General features: G+C 44.4%; 16 protein-coding genes and 2 tRNA genes (1 of these 18 cut by a window edge). 13 read left to right on the forward strand and 5 right to left on the reverse strand.

Features of this window, described 5'->3' with window-relative positions; all coding sequences use genetic code 11:
- The first annotated feature begins 3 nt into the window (after positions 1 to 3).
- The 13 genes from DLM75_RS09850 (at position 4) to DLM75_RS09920 (ending at position 11,138) form a co-directional block, all read left to right on the forward strand.
- On the forward strand, positions 4 to 1,392 hold the full coding sequence (locus DLM75_RS09850; protein ID WP_118968332.1) for a 6-hydroxymethylpterin diphosphokinase MptE-like protein: 1,389 nt from the start codon (positions 4 to 6) through the stop codon (positions 1,390 to 1,392).
- 114 nt (positions 1,393 to 1,506) lie between these two features.
- Positions 1,507 to 1,989, forward strand: a complete 483-nt coding sequence (locus DLM75_RS09855) for a response regulator (RefSeq protein WP_118968333.1) — start codon at positions 1,507 to 1,509, stop codon at positions 1,987 to 1,989.
- A complete protein-coding gene (locus tag DLM75_RS09860; RefSeq protein ID WP_118968334.1) occupies positions 1,931 to 3,250 on the forward strand; it encodes a HEAT repeat domain-containing protein in 1,320 nt (439 codons plus the stop codon). Before DLM75_RS09855 ends, DLM75_RS09860 begins: the two co-directional genes overlap by 59 nt.
- Before the next feature lie 29 nt (positions 3,251 to 3,279).
- On the forward strand, positions 3,280 to 3,753 hold the full coding sequence (locus DLM75_RS09865) for an LIC_11959 family protein (RefSeq protein ID WP_241547894.1): 474 nt from the start codon (positions 3,280 to 3,282) through the stop codon (positions 3,751 to 3,753).
- Complete coding sequence (locus DLM75_RS09870) at positions 3,737 to 4,267, forward strand: hypothetical protein (protein ID WP_118968335.1); 531 nt, start codon at positions 3,737 to 3,739, stop codon at positions 4,265 to 4,267. The genes DLM75_RS09865 and DLM75_RS09870 overlap by 17 nt, the downstream gene beginning before the upstream one ends.
- A 60-nt stretch (positions 4,268 to 4,327) precedes the next feature.
- Positions 4,328 to 4,437 (forward strand) — tRNA-Met (locus tag DLM75_RS24240).
- 103 nt (positions 4,438 to 4,540) lie between these two features.
- Positions 4,541 to 4,614, forward strand: a tRNA-Ile gene (locus DLM75_RS09875).
- Positions 4,615 to 5,718: 1,104 nt separating this feature from the next.
- A complete protein-coding gene (locus DLM75_RS09895) occupies positions 5,719 to 6,108 on the forward strand; it encodes a hypothetical protein (RefSeq protein WP_241547874.1) in 390 nt (129 codons plus the stop codon).
- Positions 6,038 to 6,208, forward strand: a complete 171-nt coding sequence (locus DLM75_RS24995) for a hypothetical protein (RefSeq protein ID WP_429945455.1) — start codon at positions 6,038 to 6,040, stop codon at positions 6,206 to 6,208. The genes DLM75_RS09895 and DLM75_RS24995 overlap by 71 nt, the downstream gene beginning before the upstream one ends.
- A 595-nt stretch (positions 6,209 to 6,803) precedes the next feature.
- Entirely contained in the window at positions 6,804 to 8,675 is a 1,872-nt protein-coding gene (locus DLM75_RS09905) for an alpha/beta hydrolase (RefSeq protein ID WP_118968340.1), read from the forward strand.
- Positions 8,676 to 8,730: 55 nt separating this feature from the next.
- On the forward strand, positions 8,731 to 9,303 hold the full coding sequence (locus DLM75_RS09910; protein WP_118968341.1) for a bifunctional nuclease family protein: 573 nt from the start codon (positions 8,731 to 8,733) through the stop codon (positions 9,301 to 9,303).
- A 103-nt stretch (positions 9,304 to 9,406) separates the two neighbouring features.
- Positions 9,407 to 9,766, forward strand: coding sequence for a phasin-related domain-containing protein (locus tag DLM75_RS09915; protein ID WP_429945443.1), 360 nt, complete (start codon positions 9,407 to 9,409; stop codon positions 9,764 to 9,766).
- Positions 9,767 to 9,842: 76 nt separating this feature from the next.
- Positions 9,843 to 11,138: an MFS transporter gene (locus tag DLM75_RS09920; RefSeq protein WP_118968343.1), complete on the forward strand. Its 1,296-nt coding sequence runs from the start codon at positions 9,843 to 9,845 to the stop codon at positions 11,136 to 11,138.
- Positions 11,139 to 11,231: 93 nt separating this feature from the next.
- On the opposite strand, the gene DLM75_RS09925 is transcribed toward DLM75_RS09920, so the two are convergent.
- From DLM75_RS09925 to DLM75_RS09945, 5 genes are all read right to left on the reverse strand, one after another.
- The gene (locus DLM75_RS09925; protein ID WP_118968344.1) at positions 11,232 to 13,625 is read right to left on the reverse strand and encodes a right-handed parallel beta-helix repeat-containing protein; all 2,394 of its coding nucleotides are present in this window, start codon (positions 13,623 to 13,625) and stop codon (positions 11,232 to 11,234) included.
- A gap of 550 nt (positions 13,626 to 14,175) precedes the next feature.
- On the reverse strand, positions 14,176 to 14,787 hold the full coding sequence (locus DLM75_RS09930) for a hypothetical protein (protein WP_118968345.1): 612 nt from the start codon (positions 14,785 to 14,787) through the stop codon (positions 14,176 to 14,178).
- A 279-nt stretch (positions 14,788 to 15,066) separates the two neighbouring features.
- Positions 15,067 to 16,224, reverse strand: a complete 1,158-nt coding sequence (locus DLM75_RS09935) for an Lsa36 family surface (lipo)protein (RefSeq protein WP_118968346.1) — start codon at positions 16,222 to 16,224, stop codon at positions 15,067 to 15,069.
- A gap of 41 nt (positions 16,225 to 16,265) precedes the next feature.
- The gene (locus DLM75_RS09940) at positions 16,266 to 17,396 is read right to left on the reverse strand and encodes an acyl-CoA dehydrogenase family protein (protein WP_118968347.1); all 1,131 of its coding nucleotides are present in this window, start codon (positions 17,394 to 17,396) and stop codon (positions 16,266 to 16,268) included.
- A gap of 17 nt (positions 17,397 to 17,413) precedes the next feature.
- Positions 17,414 to 17,501, reverse strand: the 3' portion of a protein-coding gene (locus DLM75_RS09945; RefSeq protein WP_118968348.1) for a cAMP/cGMP-dependent 3',5'-cyclic-AMP/GMP phosphodiesterase. Its footprint extends 2,072 nt past the window's final position; only the last 88 of its 2,160 coding nucleotides appear in the window; the start codon falls outside the window, past its right edge; its stop codon occupies positions 17,414 to 17,416.

Consider the following 17,501-nt stretch of genomic DNA (forward strand, 5'->3'; position numbering starts at 1 on the left):
CTTATCTACCGTCTCGTTTCCAATCCAAACGGAACCCTGAACTTAGAGGAAACCCAATCGGGTTTCCTTTTTCATTCTCGATTCAATCCTACATCGGAAGGAGAACGTCTCTCCGAACAAATCCCGGTTCCGAATTCTCCTTATGAGACGATTCTTGTCTTCGGTTTTGCTCTCGGTTATCACGTAGAATCCTATCTCAAAAAACGAAAAACACCCGTTCGACTTCTCATCGTAGAACCGATTTCTTCTCTCAAACCGATCGCGGAAAAATTCTTCGAGCGTCTCTTACGCTCTTACTCGGAAAACGGCCATGAAATTCGAATGATCTTCGGTCTGGAAACGTTCTTAGAAAAACCCCTCACGCACTGGCTTTTCGAAAACACGAACCAGGTCACCCCCTTCTTACATCCGGTCTATAGCAGAAAATTTCCGGATCTCGCGCTTCGGTTTTTGGATTCACTCAAACAAAATTCTCAAACGACTCAGAATCAAAGCGCCAAAACGTACTTTCAAAAAATCTGGGTTCGAAACGAGATCCGAAACGTTTTGAGTCTCTTCGAGAATCTGAATTCTTCCAAAATTCTTTCCGGAGCAAAGAAGAATTTTTTCCAAGACCAGACCTTACTCTTCACCGGAGCGAGTCCTTCTTTGGAAGGAGAGACCGATTGGATTCTTCAAAACCGAAATCGATTTCATCTCCTTGCTTCCGATACTTCGCTTGGCTGGCTCATCAGCTCGGGCATTCTCCCGGACCTTGTTTTGAGCATCGATTCTTCCAGAGGAACGTTATTTCACTTTCGAAACATTCTTCCTCCGAACGTTCCGATTCTTACCTGGTTTGGTGGTTCTTCTTATCTTTTTGATCTTCCGAATCCGAAGTGGATTTATTTTTCAACCCATCCTTTGGATCAAACGTTACGCTCCCTCTTCTTTCCTGAGGCTCCGATTTTCGAAAACCCGTCCCTCAATATGGCCGGGATCGCCGTCTCCTTCGCCAAACATCTCGCATACGGAAGAATGATTTTCAAAGGTGTGGATTTTCAGAGAAGCGGAGGCAGAACTCACTGTCGGTCGACCGGTTACGAAGCCTTCGATCGTGTCCAACTTTCCAGGAAAAAAAGCCTTTTGGGAATCCGTTATCAGAAATCGAACTCTTGGGAACGAAGATTCTCCATTTTAGAAATTCTGAAACGGGAGTCTCCGGAACTTTTTCGATCCGATCCTGTGTCTGACCTTTCGGACGTGGAAAAAAAGGACGTTCGTTCCGGTTTGATCTTGGACGATCCTCTTCGAATCGACAGGCAACGTTGGATCCAATTTTGCAACGCACATCCGGAATTCGACGGAATGAACTCCATTTCTTCTCGGATCCAAGCGATCGTCTCGGAGTGAGTCCGATTTTCCTTCGTTGTAATTCTCGCTACGATCGATATAACCTCTTGACATTTCCAGAGAAAGCGACGCAATTCTCTTTCTGAAGAGACTTTCCGGTATGGGAACGGGATTATGAATAAAGGTTATATCATTTGTGTCGATGATGAAGTATCGGTCTTGGAAACGATCCAACAGCAACTCCGAAACGAATTTGGAGAGAGTCACGAAATCGAAACCGCGAGTAGCGCGGAAGAAGGTCTGGCTCTGATGGAAGAGATCCAACAGTCCGGCTTTGTGATCGAAGTGATCATCGCCGATCAGGTGATGCCGGGAATGAAAGGGTCTCAGTTTTTAGAGGAAGTTCACAGAAGACTTCCCGATTCCATCAAGATCATGCTCACGGGTCAGGCAGGTTTGGATTCCGCGATTCACGCGATCAATTACGGAGGACTGAGCCGATATGTGGAGAAACCTTGGAATATCGAAGAACTCACCGGAGACATTCGATTCCTGATCGAAAAGTTCCGCCAAAATTTAGAAAACCAACACTTAATCAATGAACTCAACAGAAAAATCCAAGAACTGGAAGAACAAAATTCCAAACTCCAGAAATAATTCGAAAAAGATCGTTCGAAACCTCGTGAAATACATTCCATTTTTTGCAACTATTCTTCTGATTTTATTTGTGAATCAGACGATTTCTTCCGCGCCCCAATCCAAACCTACAAAACTCTCCGAAGAACAAATCCTAAAGAAGAAGGACATCCTACTTCAAGTATTGAAGTTCGGAACGACCAAGGAAAGGGCCATGGCACTTCGGGAATTGGAAGACTTCCCTTCCGAACATTCCGGAGTTCTCATCGATCAACTCGGAAAAATTTTGGAAAAAGATCCGGATTGGATGATGAAGGTCTATGCAATTCGAACGGTTTCCGAACTCAAGCTGACTCAGTTCAGCGATCAAATCCTGAAACTCTTAAAGAGCGAACAACCGGATATTCAGAGAGAATCGATCTACGCGACAAAAAAACTCAAACTCGAAAAGGGAGCCCCGATTCTTTTTGAAATTCTTAGAACGCAGGACTTCACAAAAAATTCGAATCTTACCGTCGGAGTTTTGGACGCACTCGGAGAATTTCCACCGCAAGAAGAAGCGACGACCTTTCTTCTCGCGAGATTGAACGAAAACTTCAACGACCCGGAAATCCGCGCACAGATCGCCCTCTTTTTCGGGAAGAATAAGGATAGAAAAGCGGAAGGTTCTCTTCTGGAAATCTACAAGGACACGAAAGAACCGATCACCTTGAGAAGTTTTTCTGTGAGCGCTCTCGGAAAAATGAAATCCGTTTCTTCCATGCCTACGATCAAAGAAGAATTGGATAAGATCCGAAACATCAAAAGTAAAAATGAAGTCAAAGACTATCAACCGCTAAAGATCCATTCGATCACCGCTCTTGTTTCCATGGGAGACAAGGATATATTAGAAGAATTGTATGCTTACGCAAGGGACGATGATCCGGTCGTGAGACTGAGAGCGATCAAACATCTCACCGATACCGGAGATATGGCGGTTTTAGAAATTTTAGAATACAAGGCTCAGAGAGACCCGAGCGAAAAAGTAAAAAAGGCCGCAAAGATGGCCATTGAAAAATTAAAAAAAGGAGAATCCGGAAACGATATCGACCTGAAAGAATCCGATTCTCCCAAATACAAGGCCGGAAACAGGGAAAGACCGATTCGCACAGGCGATCCTTCTCCGATTCCGGGAACGTCTACGGCTCCTTCGTCCGATAGCGGGAGTTCCTCTTCTTCGGGAGGTGGTGGTTCTTCTCCCGGAGGAAAAGGAGAAGCCGAAGAATTAGAGGATGGAATTTGAATTCTAAAATTCCGAATTTCAAAAAGGGGATCGTTTCGATCCTCTTTTTTGTTTGTATCTCCGGCGTTTCTGCGCAAGAAGTTCACAGAGCGGCCGCGACGTATCGAAGTTCGATTTCTTTCGATGAAAAAAGAATCGCAGACATTAAAGAATCCTTAAATACTCAGTCGCCTAACTTCCCCGAGACGATCAAGTTATTCTTTCAGGAATTGAAAGGAAACTATGCGGTCTTTTACGACTGGAACGGAGAAACCGTATATTACAAATATAGAATGAATAAATTCGACAAGTCGCGTGCCAGAATGGTTCGAAAACTAGCGGAAGGCGCGGCCTATGAAGTAAGAGGAAGATGGGAAGGTATGATCGTCTATCAGGTTTCCACAATTCCACATTTTAAAAAAGCCTCCGAAGTCACACTCGAAGACAAAAAAGGAAGATTCTCCATCCCGGTTTTTGATCTGGGAGAATTTAGAGAACTCGCTCTGGATGAAATTATCTATTAAAAGTCTAATTCCGATTTTTTTCGTTTTTTGTTTTTTTCCTCCTACTACAATGCGGGCTTTGGATCCATTGGATCCGGCATTATTCTATCATTCTCCTTCCTCTCCTTTTCTTCTCAACCTTCTCAAGATTCGTTTCCCCGAAAAAGCGGAAGTCAGGATGAACGGAAACGGATATCATTGGAAAGTGATTCCAACGAAAGGAAGAGCTTGGATGTTGATCCTTCGAGAATGGGACGGTCCTTTCAAAGAAGAATCACTGAAAACTCTCCTTAAAGATTTGTTTCCGAATTCGAAGGAATTGAACCTCCCGAAATGGGACGGTCTCCTCTCAATCGGTGCCGAGAGAAAAGAAATCATTTCGGGAAATCCACTCACGGTTCGTTATTATCTGTTTCAAAAAAAAGAGAAGATCGTTTCCGTCTATCTCGTATTCGATACCGAAAACAAAACGATCTCCGATTTTTTCGAAGATCCGAAAAAGTTTTTCGAACCGATTTCCCAAGATTCTTTGTAAATCCTTCCCCAAAAAATTCACTTGAAGAACAAGACTTCCCAGAAAAACTGGAAACTCTCCGGGCCTATAGCTCAGTTGGTTAGAGCGGCAGACTCATAATCTGCGGGTCGAAGGTTCAAGAGAACTCAGCGGATGCCTCTCTACGGATCGGCATCCATCTTCTGGGCCCAATGGAGAAAAACTTTCCTCTTTTTAAATTCAAACCTCTGAATGCAACTTCCTGCAGAAATTCACTTGAAGAACAAGACTTCCCAGAAAAACTGGAAACTCTCCGGGCCTATAGCTCAGTTGGTTAGAGCGGCAGACTCATAATCTGCGGGTCGAAGGTTCAAGTCCTTCTGGGCCCAATGGAGAAATGCCTTCCTGAAAATAAAATCCAATTTCAAATTACGCCGATCTCCCAGAAGGACTGGAAGCTTTTTCGTGAGAGCCTTTGTAGCGATCCATAGAGAGCGTAACAAAGGCGACTCGAGCCACGGATGGCGAGAGCACGAAAAAGACGCCGTGGAGCCAAGTTTTCCAGGATGGAAAACTGCGAAACGGCAAGTCCGAATTCTAAAAGCGAAGGTGCAAGGAAACTCAGCGAATTCCTCCCTACGGGTCGGAATTCATCTTCTGGGTCCAATGGAGAAACGACTTCCTGAAAATAAAATCCAATTTCAAATTACGCCGATCTCCCAGAAGGACTTGAAGCTTTTTCGTGAGAGCCTTTGTAGCGATCCATAGAGAGCGTAACAAAGGCGACTCGAGCCACGGATGGCGAGAGCACGAAAAAGACGCCGTGGAGCCAAGTTTTCCAGGATGGAAAACTGCGAAACGGCAAGTCCGAATTCTAAAAGCGAAGGTGCAAGAGAACTCAGCGAATTCCTCCCTATGGGTCGGAATTCATCTTCTGGGTCCAATGGAGAAACGACTTCCTGAAAATAAAATCCAATTTCAAATTACGCCGATCGTACGTCCGAATACCGCAGAAAGATTCCCTGCATTCGAAGTTTGCAAAAAATAAATTCCGCTCTTGGGAAATGAGATTCGAATTTTGAACCGGAGCTCCAAAACGTTCGCGAAAGAATTTCGAATTGAAAAGAGATCTTTTTAAGAAACGAATTCAGTCCATTTTCACCGGCGAAATGAACTCCTATCAACGCAGGACAAGTCTCGAAACAAAAGGAACTACAAAGAGATTCGCCTTGTCAAAGTTCCTGCTCAGGAATCTTCTCTTTTAAAATTAAAATTTATTAATATAGGAGCGAAAGAGTGTTTCATCGAAGAATTTCCAAGCAAGAATCAGAGCGTGTTTGAAGTCTTCACAGAAAGTTGTCGGAGTTACGACAACTTCGCTGTGAAAATTTAAGTTGAGATTAGAATGATTTTCTGATAGAGGAACGTTTTCCGATTTTTCCCGCGAGCCCGCCTCCTCCACCCGATTTGGGTGGGGGCCGTTTTCCGAAAAATTGTCGGAACAACGACAAATCCCTTTTGAAAAATGGAAACTCACACAAAAAATGGGGGCTCTCGGTTTGTTCACAGAGAGGCATACGACTTTGAAAAAAAAATTCAAATTAGGAACCGTGATCCCACAAAGAGAATTAGAATTTTCCATCGGAAGGAAAAAACAAAAAATCATCGTAACCATTGGAAAACCGAAACCCGCCAAGGAGGAAACAATGGACTGGTATTGCCCATTTCAGATCCAAGGAATTGGACTCGAAGGAATCAAAGGAACCTTTGGAATGGAATGGAATCGATTCGATCCAAGCCCTTCCGTTTGCGATGGAAAGGATCGGCTCTATCGTACGACTTCATTCTCAAAAACTAAATCCTGGAAAGATTTCCTGGATTAACGAACAAGACCTCGGCTTTCCCGTTCCCGATACGCCGGAAATGGTTCTGAAAAAAGAAATCGCATGGCAAAAACTTCTCCAAAGAAAAAAGGGGAATTGAAAGAATCAACGTTAGACATTCTTTTTCTTTTCGATCGAAACTGAAAATTCCACATCTCGGAAATTCTCAATTTGAAAATCATTTTTCCTCAAACCCCTAAAAGGGATCGGATACGAAAGGTCTAAAATGCCCATGACCTTTTCCATCGTTTCGCTTAACAAATACGAATCACAATCCATCTCTTTAGAGAAATGTAAAAAGTGGGTTCATCAAGAAGCACTTCGTTTCACAATCCCCGCGTGAGCGGTTCGGAAAGCGCGAAGCGTCTCGCAGAGACGAGCGCGAATGCGCGAGCTTGGAGAGACGCGACCCGGCGACGTGTTCTCATTCAAAGAAAAGACGCTCGAGTAAATCGAAACGTCGCCCGGGGCACGCCCGAATTTTATTTCCCGAAAGAAGTATTTTTCCTTCGCTTAATCTTTGAGATCAGAGAAGGATTTGTTTCTCTTTCGAAATTTCCGGAATACCGGGATGCGGAATTGAGGGATAACACTTAGAGACTATTTTTTTTAACAAAATATTTCCTTTAAAAAGGTTCAAATCTACGTAAATCCAGGTTGGCAGAGAAGTTTTTAGGTTCAATTCTGGCATCAGTATGGCTGAACTCTTGGAAAAAAAACCTTCTACTCGGAAGAGAAGAGGGAAAAGCGGACTTAACGTTTCTCCCGATGATATTTTTATTTTTCCGGTCCCGGATTATACCTATAAGTTTTTGGAAAAAGTTTGGTCCGCTTTTGTGAATAAGCTCGTCGCCCTGACTTTCACGAACAACCAACCGATGTTCAACTACGCAGTCTTCGAAGCGATCCAAGATAAGAATCTAAAGATCGTAAGTTCGGCGACTCACTTCAAAATGAAGGAGATCGCAACTCGGATCGGACTCAAAGACATTCAAGAATTTATTAACCGAGCCCTTCCGGTTTCGATCCAAGACCAAGACAACCTTTCCGCCAATTTTATCCGGGAAGCCATCATCTCCGTTGAAACCAAAAAACGCCCCGAAGTCGTCTTTAGCAGTTTGAAAGACGAGAAGATTCACCCGAACCTAAGACACCTTCTTTCGGGAACCATGAATTACGCCGCGGGAATTCCTCTCTTCGTCAAAGGAAATCCGATCGGTATGATCTGGGGAATTCGTCGCGACAGAATGACGGACGAACAAAGAGAAGAAGTCAGAGAACAACTCAGTTCCCTCTACGACGTCGTCGACTTCGTCGTCGCAAGAGAAATGGACAACAAAGCGGATCCTTATATCGCAAAGAAGAATATTGAAAAAGCGGACCTTCATTCTTACGCAAAACATCTCTATTATACAAGAACTTCCGGCCAGGTTCATCCGGTAACGTCGATCATCTTCGACTGTCATACATACAACTGTTCGTATCGTCTGGACGCGAGTTATATCATTCCGTCTAGCAACGGTTTTTCGGTGAGTCTCAAACGTTTCGAACCGGAAAAGACAAACGACACGGGAAAAATTCTTCTCTTAATCCCCGGTTTTTTCTGTAGAAGATCGGTGATGGACAAGGTCGCAAGAGAGATGGCCCTCAAATACGGCTATCGTGTCTTCTCGATGGACATGCGCGGTCGTTCCAGACAAACTCTTCCTTACAACGGAATCAAGGAAGGTTGGACGATCGACGACTTCATCCAAGAGGATTTTCCTGCGGTCCTAAATTGGATCCGTGAAAGTTTTCCCAAAGAGAAGATCGTCGTGATGGGACACAGTATGGGAGGAATGATTCCTCGTTACTACGCGTCCGCCTATGAAACCTTTGTCGCAAAGTATCCTCAGACCAAGGTCCCTCTTCCCGATCCGAAAGAAGCGATCTCCGGAATCATCTCGGTCACTTCTCCGAACTTCGTTTCCGTCGGAACGAACATTCCCGGGATGAACGCGATCAAAACGGGACTCAGCCTTCTTCCCACAAAATCGATTTCCGATTTTATCTTTGACCTAACCACATTCTCCCTTCAATCCACTCTTCCCACTGTGGACTTGAATAAGTTCTTTAAATTTCTCTTAGGACTCCATTCTTCCTTGAGAACGGTTTCTTTCGAACTCAGTACGAAGGTCGTAAACCTGCGAGACTTCGTTGGTTACAGACAAATCTCTCCTCCGGAATGGTACTTTCTCATCGAGGATATTTTTTGCGAAGAATCCACAAAGGTCATTCTACAATTCATCCGTTCTCAATTGAGTAAGGATCACGCTTTCTTTTCTTTCGACGGTTCGATCAATTACACCGAGCTTCAGAAAAATTTCGAACTTCCGATTTATTCCGTTTTAGGAACCTTGGACAAGATCGTTCCCGTGGATTCCGTCGAAGAAGAATTAAAAGCCCTTCCTTCCAAGAACAATCAAATCGTAAAATTCGATCAGGGACATTTGGGAATTCTTTTTCACATGCCGACGGTTCGAGAAATGTGCGCCGGCTTTCATGATTGGATTCAGAAACTGGATTAATTTCTGCGGGAAAGCATTTGACACCAAAGGTTTGCAAAGATAGCCTCCAAAGGGAATGGATCTCGTAGAAGCAAAAATTTCAGATATTTCCCTGACAAATGTTGGGTTCGCGGTTTTTTTAAAAACGAAGGATGATTCCGATTCCAGAGTGGTTCCGATTTTTATCGGGCCCTTGGAAACACATTCCATCACTTCGGTTTTGGACGGGACCAAACCTCCGAGACCCATGACCCACGATTTGATGACCGTTCTCCTCACAACTCTGAACGTAAGCATCGTGAAAATTTCGATCGAAGAAATCATAGACAATACCTTTTACGCCAAGATCACTCTTAGAAAAGACGAGGACGTGATCATTTTGGACGCAAGACCGAGCGACTCGATCGCCCTTGCCCTTCGTGCGAATGCTCCGATCTATCTCGCAAAAAAAGTAATCGAAGAGGCTGGAATCGAAATGAAAGACGAAGAGATTCCGGGAGAATCGATCGCGAGAGAAAAGATTTCTCAGCTTCCGAAAACCCAACTCGAAATTCTTCAAGAATCCTTAAACAACGCTCTCAAGACCGAGGACTATGAAAGCGCGGCGAGAATCCGCGATCAGATCAAAAAGCTGATCGAAAATTCTTAATTCAGTCGAAAGTGTTCTATTCGGCCGATGAAATCGGCGCAAACCGTTCAAAGAAAAACGATCGAATTCTACTTTTTGAATTCCGATCGAGAGGAGAAGCAGATTGGAAAAACTACTGATGGACATTCTGAACGCGGGAATCGCGTTGTTTCAAAACGGAGAAGGAAGAATCAAACAATCCTTAGCCGAACTCGATAAAATCTACCAAGAACTCAGAGAAAAGGGAGAAGCGAATCAGAGCTTCAAAGCGAACCAAGTCCGCGAACTTCTCAACAAAACGGTTCAGGACGCGACCGAGATTCTTTCCAAAGGTGGAGAAGGAAGACAAGAGGCGCTCGCAAAACTTCAGGAGAATTTTATCCGTCTTTCCGCAGAAGTCGAATCTTCCATTCCGGAACAATTCAAGGCCGCCGCAAGAACGACTCTGGACGAATTAAAACAGCTCTTGAGTAGAAAACAATAACGTTCCTTTTTTCGAAAATGTTGAGACAAGGCGGACGGCTTGGAAGAGTATTGTTTTCAGGCCGTTCTTCCTAAGCATGAATAAACTATCCTTCGTACTTTTTTTTACAGTCTTCATCGATATGATGGGATTCTCCGTAATCTTTCCCATCTTTCCCGAAACACTCAAAATCTTTCTCGCAAAATCCGGAGACCCGGTCTTAGATAAATTCACAGATCTTACGAGAATTCTTATGGAAGCCTCCGGTGGAGATTGGTCTTTATTTGTAGCCCTCTTCGGAGGAATCGTCGCAAGTCTTTATTCTCTCTTACAATTTGCGTTTGCTCCAATCTGGGGAAGAATTTCGGATCGAATCGGAAGAAAACCGATTCTTGTTTTTACGAGTCTTGGAAGTTTTTTCGGTTACGCGGTTTGGCTTTTTTCGGGAAGTTTTTCTCTCTTCGTTTTTTCCAGAGTGATCACTGGAATGATGGGTGGAAACATTTCGGTCGCCTCCGCGGCGATGGCCGATATCACGAGCGAAAAAGATCGCGCCAAAGGAATGGGATTGATCGGAGCCGGAGTCGGCTTGGGTTTTATCGCAGGTCCGCCGATCGGAGGACTTTTTGCAAAAGTAGACTTGAGTTTTTTTGAACTCTTGTTTCCGGAAATCACTCTGACTGCATTTCCAGCATCCGCGTTAGCGGCGACATTCGTCGCATTCCTCAATCTTTTGATGATTCTTTTCTGGTTTCGAGAAACGTTAAAGAAAGATCCGGAGGCTCCGAAACAGAAGAAAACGCATCCGATATTAGGGGTCTTTACTTCTAAAAACAGGGAAGTCGTTTTGTATTCCCTTCTTTACTTTATCTTTGTTTTTGCCTTTTCGGGATTTGAATTCTCGATCAATTTTTATCTGAGTCAATTTTTGAATTACTCTCCGAGCGAGATCGGTTTTACCTTTGTTTATATCGGTATGATCATCGTTCTGATTCAGGGTGGTGTTTTCCGAAAACTTTCCGGTAAAGTAAAAGAAACCCGTCTCGTAAGAGCCGGTTCGATCTCCCTCTTGTTGGGTTTTGCACTTCTTTACTTTGTTTCCAATTCGTATCAGCTTTTTATCGCTCTTACATTTTTATCTTCGGGAAGCGCACTCCTACACCCTTCTCTTTCCACGTTAGTTTCCTTGGTTTCGGGAAAAGAAGAACAAGGAACCAACCTCGGAATGTTTCGAAGTCTTGCTTCCTTGGGAAGAGGACTCGCTCCCTTTGGATTCTGTCTGATCTACTTTAGCAAAGGACCTGCGGTCTCTTTTCTCACTTCGGGAATCATTTGTTTTTGTTTTCTTCTTCTGATTTGGAAATTAAAACAGCCGGGACATTCTCATTCTTAATCCCCTTTCCTAAAAAACGGGTGATTCTTGGTCTTTCGATTTGAATCTCGGTTCGATCTGCACGGACAAAAGAAAACTGTTTTTTTCGCCCGTTTAAGGAGCGCAACCTCCATTGACTTCGAACGCGCCGATGGAAAATCCGAGCGAACCGAGAGGCACCGGATCGGGTGCGGAGTTGTTGCTCCTCACAGTTCCTACCAAATCGATCTGCGTAAAAAATCCGATCGCCCCCGGAAGGATCTGTCCTCCAAAAAGGGAATTACAACGGGAACTGGCCCCCAGCTTAAAAACGTCGAAGGGACCGACCGGAGGCAAAAACGACGGATTGTGACCAAAGTTTACCTGTCCCGCATTGGTTAGAAACGTAGCGCATCCGGGAGTTCTTCTCAGAGGCGCCGGTTCCGGGGCACAAAATTGAAAGGGTCCGTTTGCAGTTACGGCGACCGCAGTGGAGCAACCCGAAAAATTATTTCCTCGAATCTCCGACGAACCTCCGATCGTATTGGTTGTATCGTAGTTCAGACAATAACTTTGAGTGGTCGCAAAAGGATTTGCGAAAATCTGATTGTTCACAAGAGATACCTCCGTTAATGAAGCCGGATTTCCCTGTTGAATGATTCCGATCGAACGCGCCGTGCCGACTCCGCCGTAAACGGAATTGTGAGCGATGATCAAATCCGGAGAATCGATTTCGAGCGCCATAATCCCGTAACTATTCAAGGCGGAAACGACAGGAGAAGCGATCACTTGATGAGAATTGATCAGGTTATTTGCGATATACACGAGTTGAGTCGCCGAAAAAGTCAAATTGCTGATCCAAATTCCGACGGAAGCGTCATCGTTGGATACTCCGGAATGCGACGCTCCGCTGACGGCATTGTTTAAAATGATCGCATTCGTATTGTTCATCAAAAGAATTCCAGCGGAGCGGGAGTTGCCGCTCCCGCCGACGATATAATTTCCGATGATATGCAGTCTCGGAATGGAAACCGCGGAGATTCCGGAATTAACGCATAAAAAACAATACGCACCCGTCGAAGTGGAACCGAAAATCGCGTTCTCGGTAATGAGAATTCGATTCGAACCTACGTTGATCGTATCCAAAAGAATCCCCGCAGAATTTCCATTGTTCGGATTTGTGAGAATTCTAAATCCTTTGATTACGATGTCGAACGGAGTCGTCAGTCCCGGCGTATTAAAAATCGGAGCGCAGGAAGAGTTCACTCCTGCTCCGCCGCAAGCTCCAGCCGAAATCTGATCGCGGATGGTAGTAGTGTAAATATTAGAATCGCGAATCGTAAAAGAAGTGTTAAATCCTCCGATCAATTGCAAACCGGAACCTAATTGAATTCTTTCAAACATCGCATTGATGTCATACGTGCCTTGAGAAACTAAAACCGAACAAATGGTTCCGGGCGTACACTGGCTTGCCGCATAACGTATGGAATCACAGGCGTTTGCGATCGTATTGCAGGAGCCCGATGACGCGACCCCTCCCACAGAAACGTATTTCACGTTACCCGCAACCGACAGTCTAGCAGGACGCGGAATTTGAAACGGTTTTCCGGTTCCGGCCTCGGTACAGCCTGCTAGTTGAATACACTGATCCGAACCGATCGGCCACGTCGCCGCGGGAGAAATGGTAACTTGATTTCCCGTTACATTCAGAGGCGCGGCGGACGCCTGTAGATCCACATTACACGTCGTTGGAGGCGCCGGAGTCGGGGCTGTATAAACGCAACTACCCGGCTGAACCGGTTTGGAAAATGTGACCGTTATATTGGCCGAATTCAAAAGCGCGGTTTGGTTGGGGGGATTCGTTCCGATTGCGCTTAAACAATTCACGTTCAATGTCACGGATGCACCGTTCACGGTTCCGGATGCTGGAGGAACCGGCTCGAGAATACAGGTATGGTTGTTAGGATTGGATTGAATAGAAACGGAGTACGTAGCCTGATCTGGAATTCGACCGGAAAATTGATAAATTCCATCTGTGGTAATATTCAAAGTATCAACCGTACCGCTGAGAACGGAAAGCGAACCCGTCGCGGAACTTGCGATGCCGAAAACGTTCAGACTGATCTGAAAAAAAGTTGTTCCGCAGTTGATCTCGACAAGGTTAGATGTTTCCGTGATGATACCCATCGGGTTTGTGATCAAACAAGTCTGATTCGGAATTGTAACGGGTTGCGAAAGGATTGATACGTTGAAATCTGATGACTTAGGTTTTGCGGAAGGGAATGTGAAAGTTCCGTTTGCGGTGATCGTCAACGTTTCCCCATCTTGATCTTGTATGACTAACGATCCCATATTTGTGAGTCCCTGCACTTTGACATTCAGACTTAAAAAAGTGGACTCGTTCGAAAGCTCGGTGATAAAACCGAAAAACAAACCTCTTTGAACAGTGGAAAGATTTTTCGGTTTTGCGACACAAAACAAAAATTGGAACGAAAGCAAAACGCAGATAAGGAATCGAAATGAAGACACTGTAACTTCCTCTAACTTTATATAAATCGAATCGGAGCAAAGAATGCGTAACGACAGAAACAAACCAGGCTCTAAGATCAAATATTATACCGTCAAAATAAAAACTCAACATTAAAGAAAGTTTTGCATAAAGAATGAAACTCTATATTATAATAATCAAATATTCAATCGTCCTTAAGATCGGATTTAAAAAACGAGTTTCAGATTGGAAATTTCTTTTTTATAAGATATGCGCTCGGTTAAAAATAAGAATCGAACAACGATCGGGTTTACGCCCGAGATCGAGAAAGCAAAGATGAAATGAAGGGAACGAAGGAGGAGAGCTTTCCCGGCGAATTTGCGTATATAGGAGAACCGGGATCTGAAAATAGAAAGTAGAAAGTAGAGTCGTGACTACACGTCTTCAAACGGACATTTTTATAAAAATCCAGATCGATTCTTTCCGAACGTTCCGTCCAAACCGAAACCGAAAAAAAGCGTGTCTTTCCGCTCAGTCAAAAACGCGGGTAAAATTCGAAAAATTGCCGGATCATATCCGTTTGGGAAGGCTTTAAAGAATCGTTTTGAGAGCCGCACTCAATCGTTCAAAATGAAGCGTTTCGTCCAGTTTACTTCCATTTTCCAATCTCAAAAGAAACGTATCACGAACGGAACCGGAATCCGTCACGGCTTTGAAGGAAAGAATGTCGATTCCGTAAAGAAAGAGAAGTTGAGACACTTCGAAAATGATTCCGGGACGATCTTTCATTCTCAAATCCATAACGGTGCAATCGCTCCCTTGAGAATTGAATAAAAAAAGTTCGATCGAAGATCTCTCCTTATTCTTCAAATAATCCGCCTTCTCCGGAAACTTCTCCAAATAATTCAGGACGGAAACACCTTGAAAAAACATTTCTTTGAGATCCGAGTGGATGATTTGAAGCATCTCGTCAGTCATCGGAAGGTTTTCCACGTTCTTGATGATAAAGATATCGCTAATATAACCGTCCTGAGACGTCTCAGCGACCGCTTCCTCGATCGTCCAACCCCTGACAAAAAGGGCGGCGGTCACACGATAGATGATTCCGATTTCGTTATTCGAAATATTCACCTTGAGGGCATAGGATCCATCCCTCGGAATACAAGAGATATGAATGGAAGATTCTGTAGTTGTTTGAATCATAACGGTTTCCTCAGGCGCATTCTGTTTATTTCTAAAGCATTCTCCTTATAAATCGCGGACTCATAAGGTAAAAAGAATCTTCGACATTCATCCAAAAAGAAAGACCGAGGATCGAAAACTCTTCCCAAAACTAAAAATGGAACCTTTCAATGGATCAATTGGAAGGAATCAGAATCCTTTTTCCGGAAGAATCCAAATTCTTACCCAAAGAAGGGAGAAATCCCTTCTTTGCAGTGAAATAGTTCTCTAGGTAGGAATGCAAAAACCGTGCCGCGGTTTTTAAAGCGCGAATTTCAAGCCGACATTTGCGGAATAAAATTTCTCGGAAACGACACCTTCCACTAAAAGTTTAAAAACGGCAAGATTGAGTTCCACCCCACCGATCAAATAGTTCATGCTGTCTTTTACTTTCGCGTCTCCGTGCGTACGAATGGAAAGATTTCCGGTGGAAGACGCAGAATATCCCTTTAAAAATTCCAGTGGTAAACCTGCGGCGGCCGCGTCTAACGTCAGAGTCAACGGTCCGGACACAAGAAGATTCAGATTGGAGCTTCCTGTGTTCTGGCTCATCCCAGCTCCGGCAAAAATGGTAAGAATGTAAAAAAGACGAACTCCCGTTCTGATATCAATCGGTAGAGATTGGGTTTTGGCCCGATAATCCATGGTGAAATCCGCGTCCCAACGTCCCGTCGCAGGACCGAAAGAAACTTTCGGAATCGAAGTCGGAGAATAGCCCAAGGAAAGTTCCTCGGTTTTGCTGTGAAATCCGAGTCCCAAACTCAATCCTGTAAATCCGAAAAGATCCAAGCGTGTATAACGTTCTTTGAGAAGTTGAAAACGAACCGTTGCGCCAAAGGAATTAAAATTCCCTGCGAATTTATAATCATTCGATGCGGACGAAGAAGCGGATCTTAAATCTCCTTGTCCTAAATTCCCTTGAAATCCGTGAACGTAAATATTGATTCTGTGAAGGAAATTTCTTTTTTCCTCATCCTGATCGGAAGGACCATTTGCGGTTAACCAACCAAGGTTCACCCCTGCCATAAAGGAAGGACTGATCGACGCACCTCCGTTTGGAAGATTCGGAAGATTGATCCCTGCATACTGAATCTGGATGTCGTCATTCTTCGTTCCAGCCGCGGAAACTCCGGCGCCCACCTGGAATCGATTGATCGTTCCCGGTCCCATCATGGACGAGTTGATATTGGTGAGAAGCGCCGAGTCGGCCATCGACTTGACCACTTCGTTTAGATACTTTGTTCGAACTTCGTTTTCGAGACCGTTGAACTGAGAAGTAATGTTGCTCGGAATGATCGTACAAGCCTGACCTGTACAAGTCACTTGTGAGAAGAGAGAACCCGCCGGAACCAGTCCGGCAATGAAAAGAATTAAAATAGGAAGAATTCTTCCTATAACTGATTTGCGGCAGGTATTCATTTTTATCCCGTTTTTTTGACGGGAACTTTTGGAAATTTATTTCAAAGACCCAGGCTTCTTCCTATGATCTCTTTCATGATTTCCGTCGTTCCCGCGTAAATTGTCTGGATTCTCGCGTCCAGATACGCTCTGGCGATCGGATACTCCATCATATAACCATAACCGCCGAAGAACTGCAAACATTCATCCGTGTGACGTTTTTGCATCTCCGTCGAATACCATTTTACCATCGAGGCTTGTGCAGTATCCGATTTTCCGGCCATAGTTTCCAGAGTAACCTTATCGGCAAACGTCCGGCACATCTCCAGTTCGGTCGCCATCTCAGCCATCTTAAACTTGATATGCTGAAAGGATCCGATCTTTTTACCGAACGCCTGTCTCTCTTTGATGTACTGAAGAGTAATCCTCTGAACGAGTGCAGTCGCTTCTACGGCGGCTAGTCCGAGGACCAAACGCTCCGTCGCCAACTTCTGCATCAAATATCGAAAACCTTGTCCTTGTTTGCCGATCAGGTTTTCTTTCGGAACGATTACGTCGTTGTAATAGAGTTCCGAAGTATCCTGAGCTTTTAAACCAATTTTTTCGAGTCTTCTTCCCCTTTCAAAGCCTTTCATTCCCTCTTCTACCATCAGGAGGGACATCGCGCCACTATCATGCTTAACAGCCGTGATCACTAAATTTGCCAATTGTCCGTTGGAAATGAACGTTTTTTGTCCATTTACAACGTAGTGATCGCTTTTTTCCACAGCGGTGGTTCGGATACTTTTGAGGTCGGACCCGGCTCCGGGTTCGGTCATGGCGATCGCGAGAATACTATCTCCCGATGCACAACCGGGTAACCAACGGGCTTTTTGCTCTTCGTTTGCGTACGTCGAAATGTAAGGCGCAATCACGTCGTTGTGTAAGGAAATGAAGAATCCGCTATTCCCTACTTTCGCAGATTCCTCTATTATGATTACATTGTATAGGAAATCCGCGTCGGATCCGCCGTATTCGGAAGGAATATTCGGGCAGAGCAAGCCACTTGCGCCTGCTTTTTTCCAAACTTCTTTCGGAACGATTCCGACTTTTTCCCAGGATTCGTGATGCGGAGCGACTTCCGTCTCGAAAAACTTTCTCGCCATTTCACGGAATGCTTCGTGTTCTTCCGTGAATTGTAGGACTCTTTCCATTCTAATCTCCCTAACGTCTACGAATAGACAGTGTTCATTCTCATGTAAACGCCGGGATTCTTCTTTACGTAATCGATCAGGTCATTCTGCTGAATGGAATACAGT

The sequence above is a fragment of the Leptospira stimsonii genome (assembly GCF_003545885.1).
In the GTDB taxonomy this organism is placed as follows: Bacteria; Spirochaetota; Leptospiria; order Leptospirales; family Leptospiraceae; genus Leptospira; species Leptospira stimsonii.

Bases quoted from the DNA above. Each gene is read 5' to 3' on its own strand.
- DLM75_RS24995 (WP_429945455.1), top strand. From the start codon at position 6,038: ATGGAAAGGATCGGCTCTATCGTACGACTTCATTCTCAAAAACTAAAT.
- DLM75_RS09855 (WP_118968333.1), top strand. From the start codon at position 1,507: ATGAATAAAGGTTATATCATTTGTGTCGATGATGAAGTATCGGTCTTG.
- DLM75_RS09870 (WP_118968335.1), top strand. From the start codon at position 3,737: ATGAAATTATCTATTAAAAGTCTAATTCCGATTTTTTTCGTTTTTTGT.
- DLM75_RS09935 (WP_118968346.1), bottom strand. From the start codon at position 16,224: ATGAATACCTGCCGCAAATCAGTTATAGGAAGAATTCTTCCTATTTTA.
- DLM75_RS09905 (WP_118968340.1), top strand. From the start codon at position 6,804: ATGGCTGAACTCTTGGAAAAAAAACCTTCTACTCGGAAGAGAAGAGGG.
- DLM75_RS09940 (WP_118968347.1), bottom strand. From the start codon at position 17,396: ATGGAAAGAGTCCTACAATTCACGGAAGAACACGAAGCATTCCGTGAA.
- DLM75_RS09860 (WP_118968334.1), top strand. From the start codon at position 1,931: ATGAACTCAACAGAAAAATCCAAGAACTGGAAGAACAAAATTCCAAAC.
- DLM75_RS09920 (WP_118968343.1), top strand. From the start codon at position 9,843: ATGAATAAACTATCCTTCGTACTTTTTTTTACAGTCTTCATCGATATG.
- DLM75_RS09910 (WP_118968341.1), top strand. From the start codon at position 8,731: ATGGATCTCGTAGAAGCAAAAATTTCAGATATTTCCCTGACAAATGTT.
- DLM75_RS09930 (WP_118968345.1), bottom strand. From the start codon at position 14,787: ATGATTCAAACAACTACAGAATCTTCCATTCATATCTCTTGTATTCCG.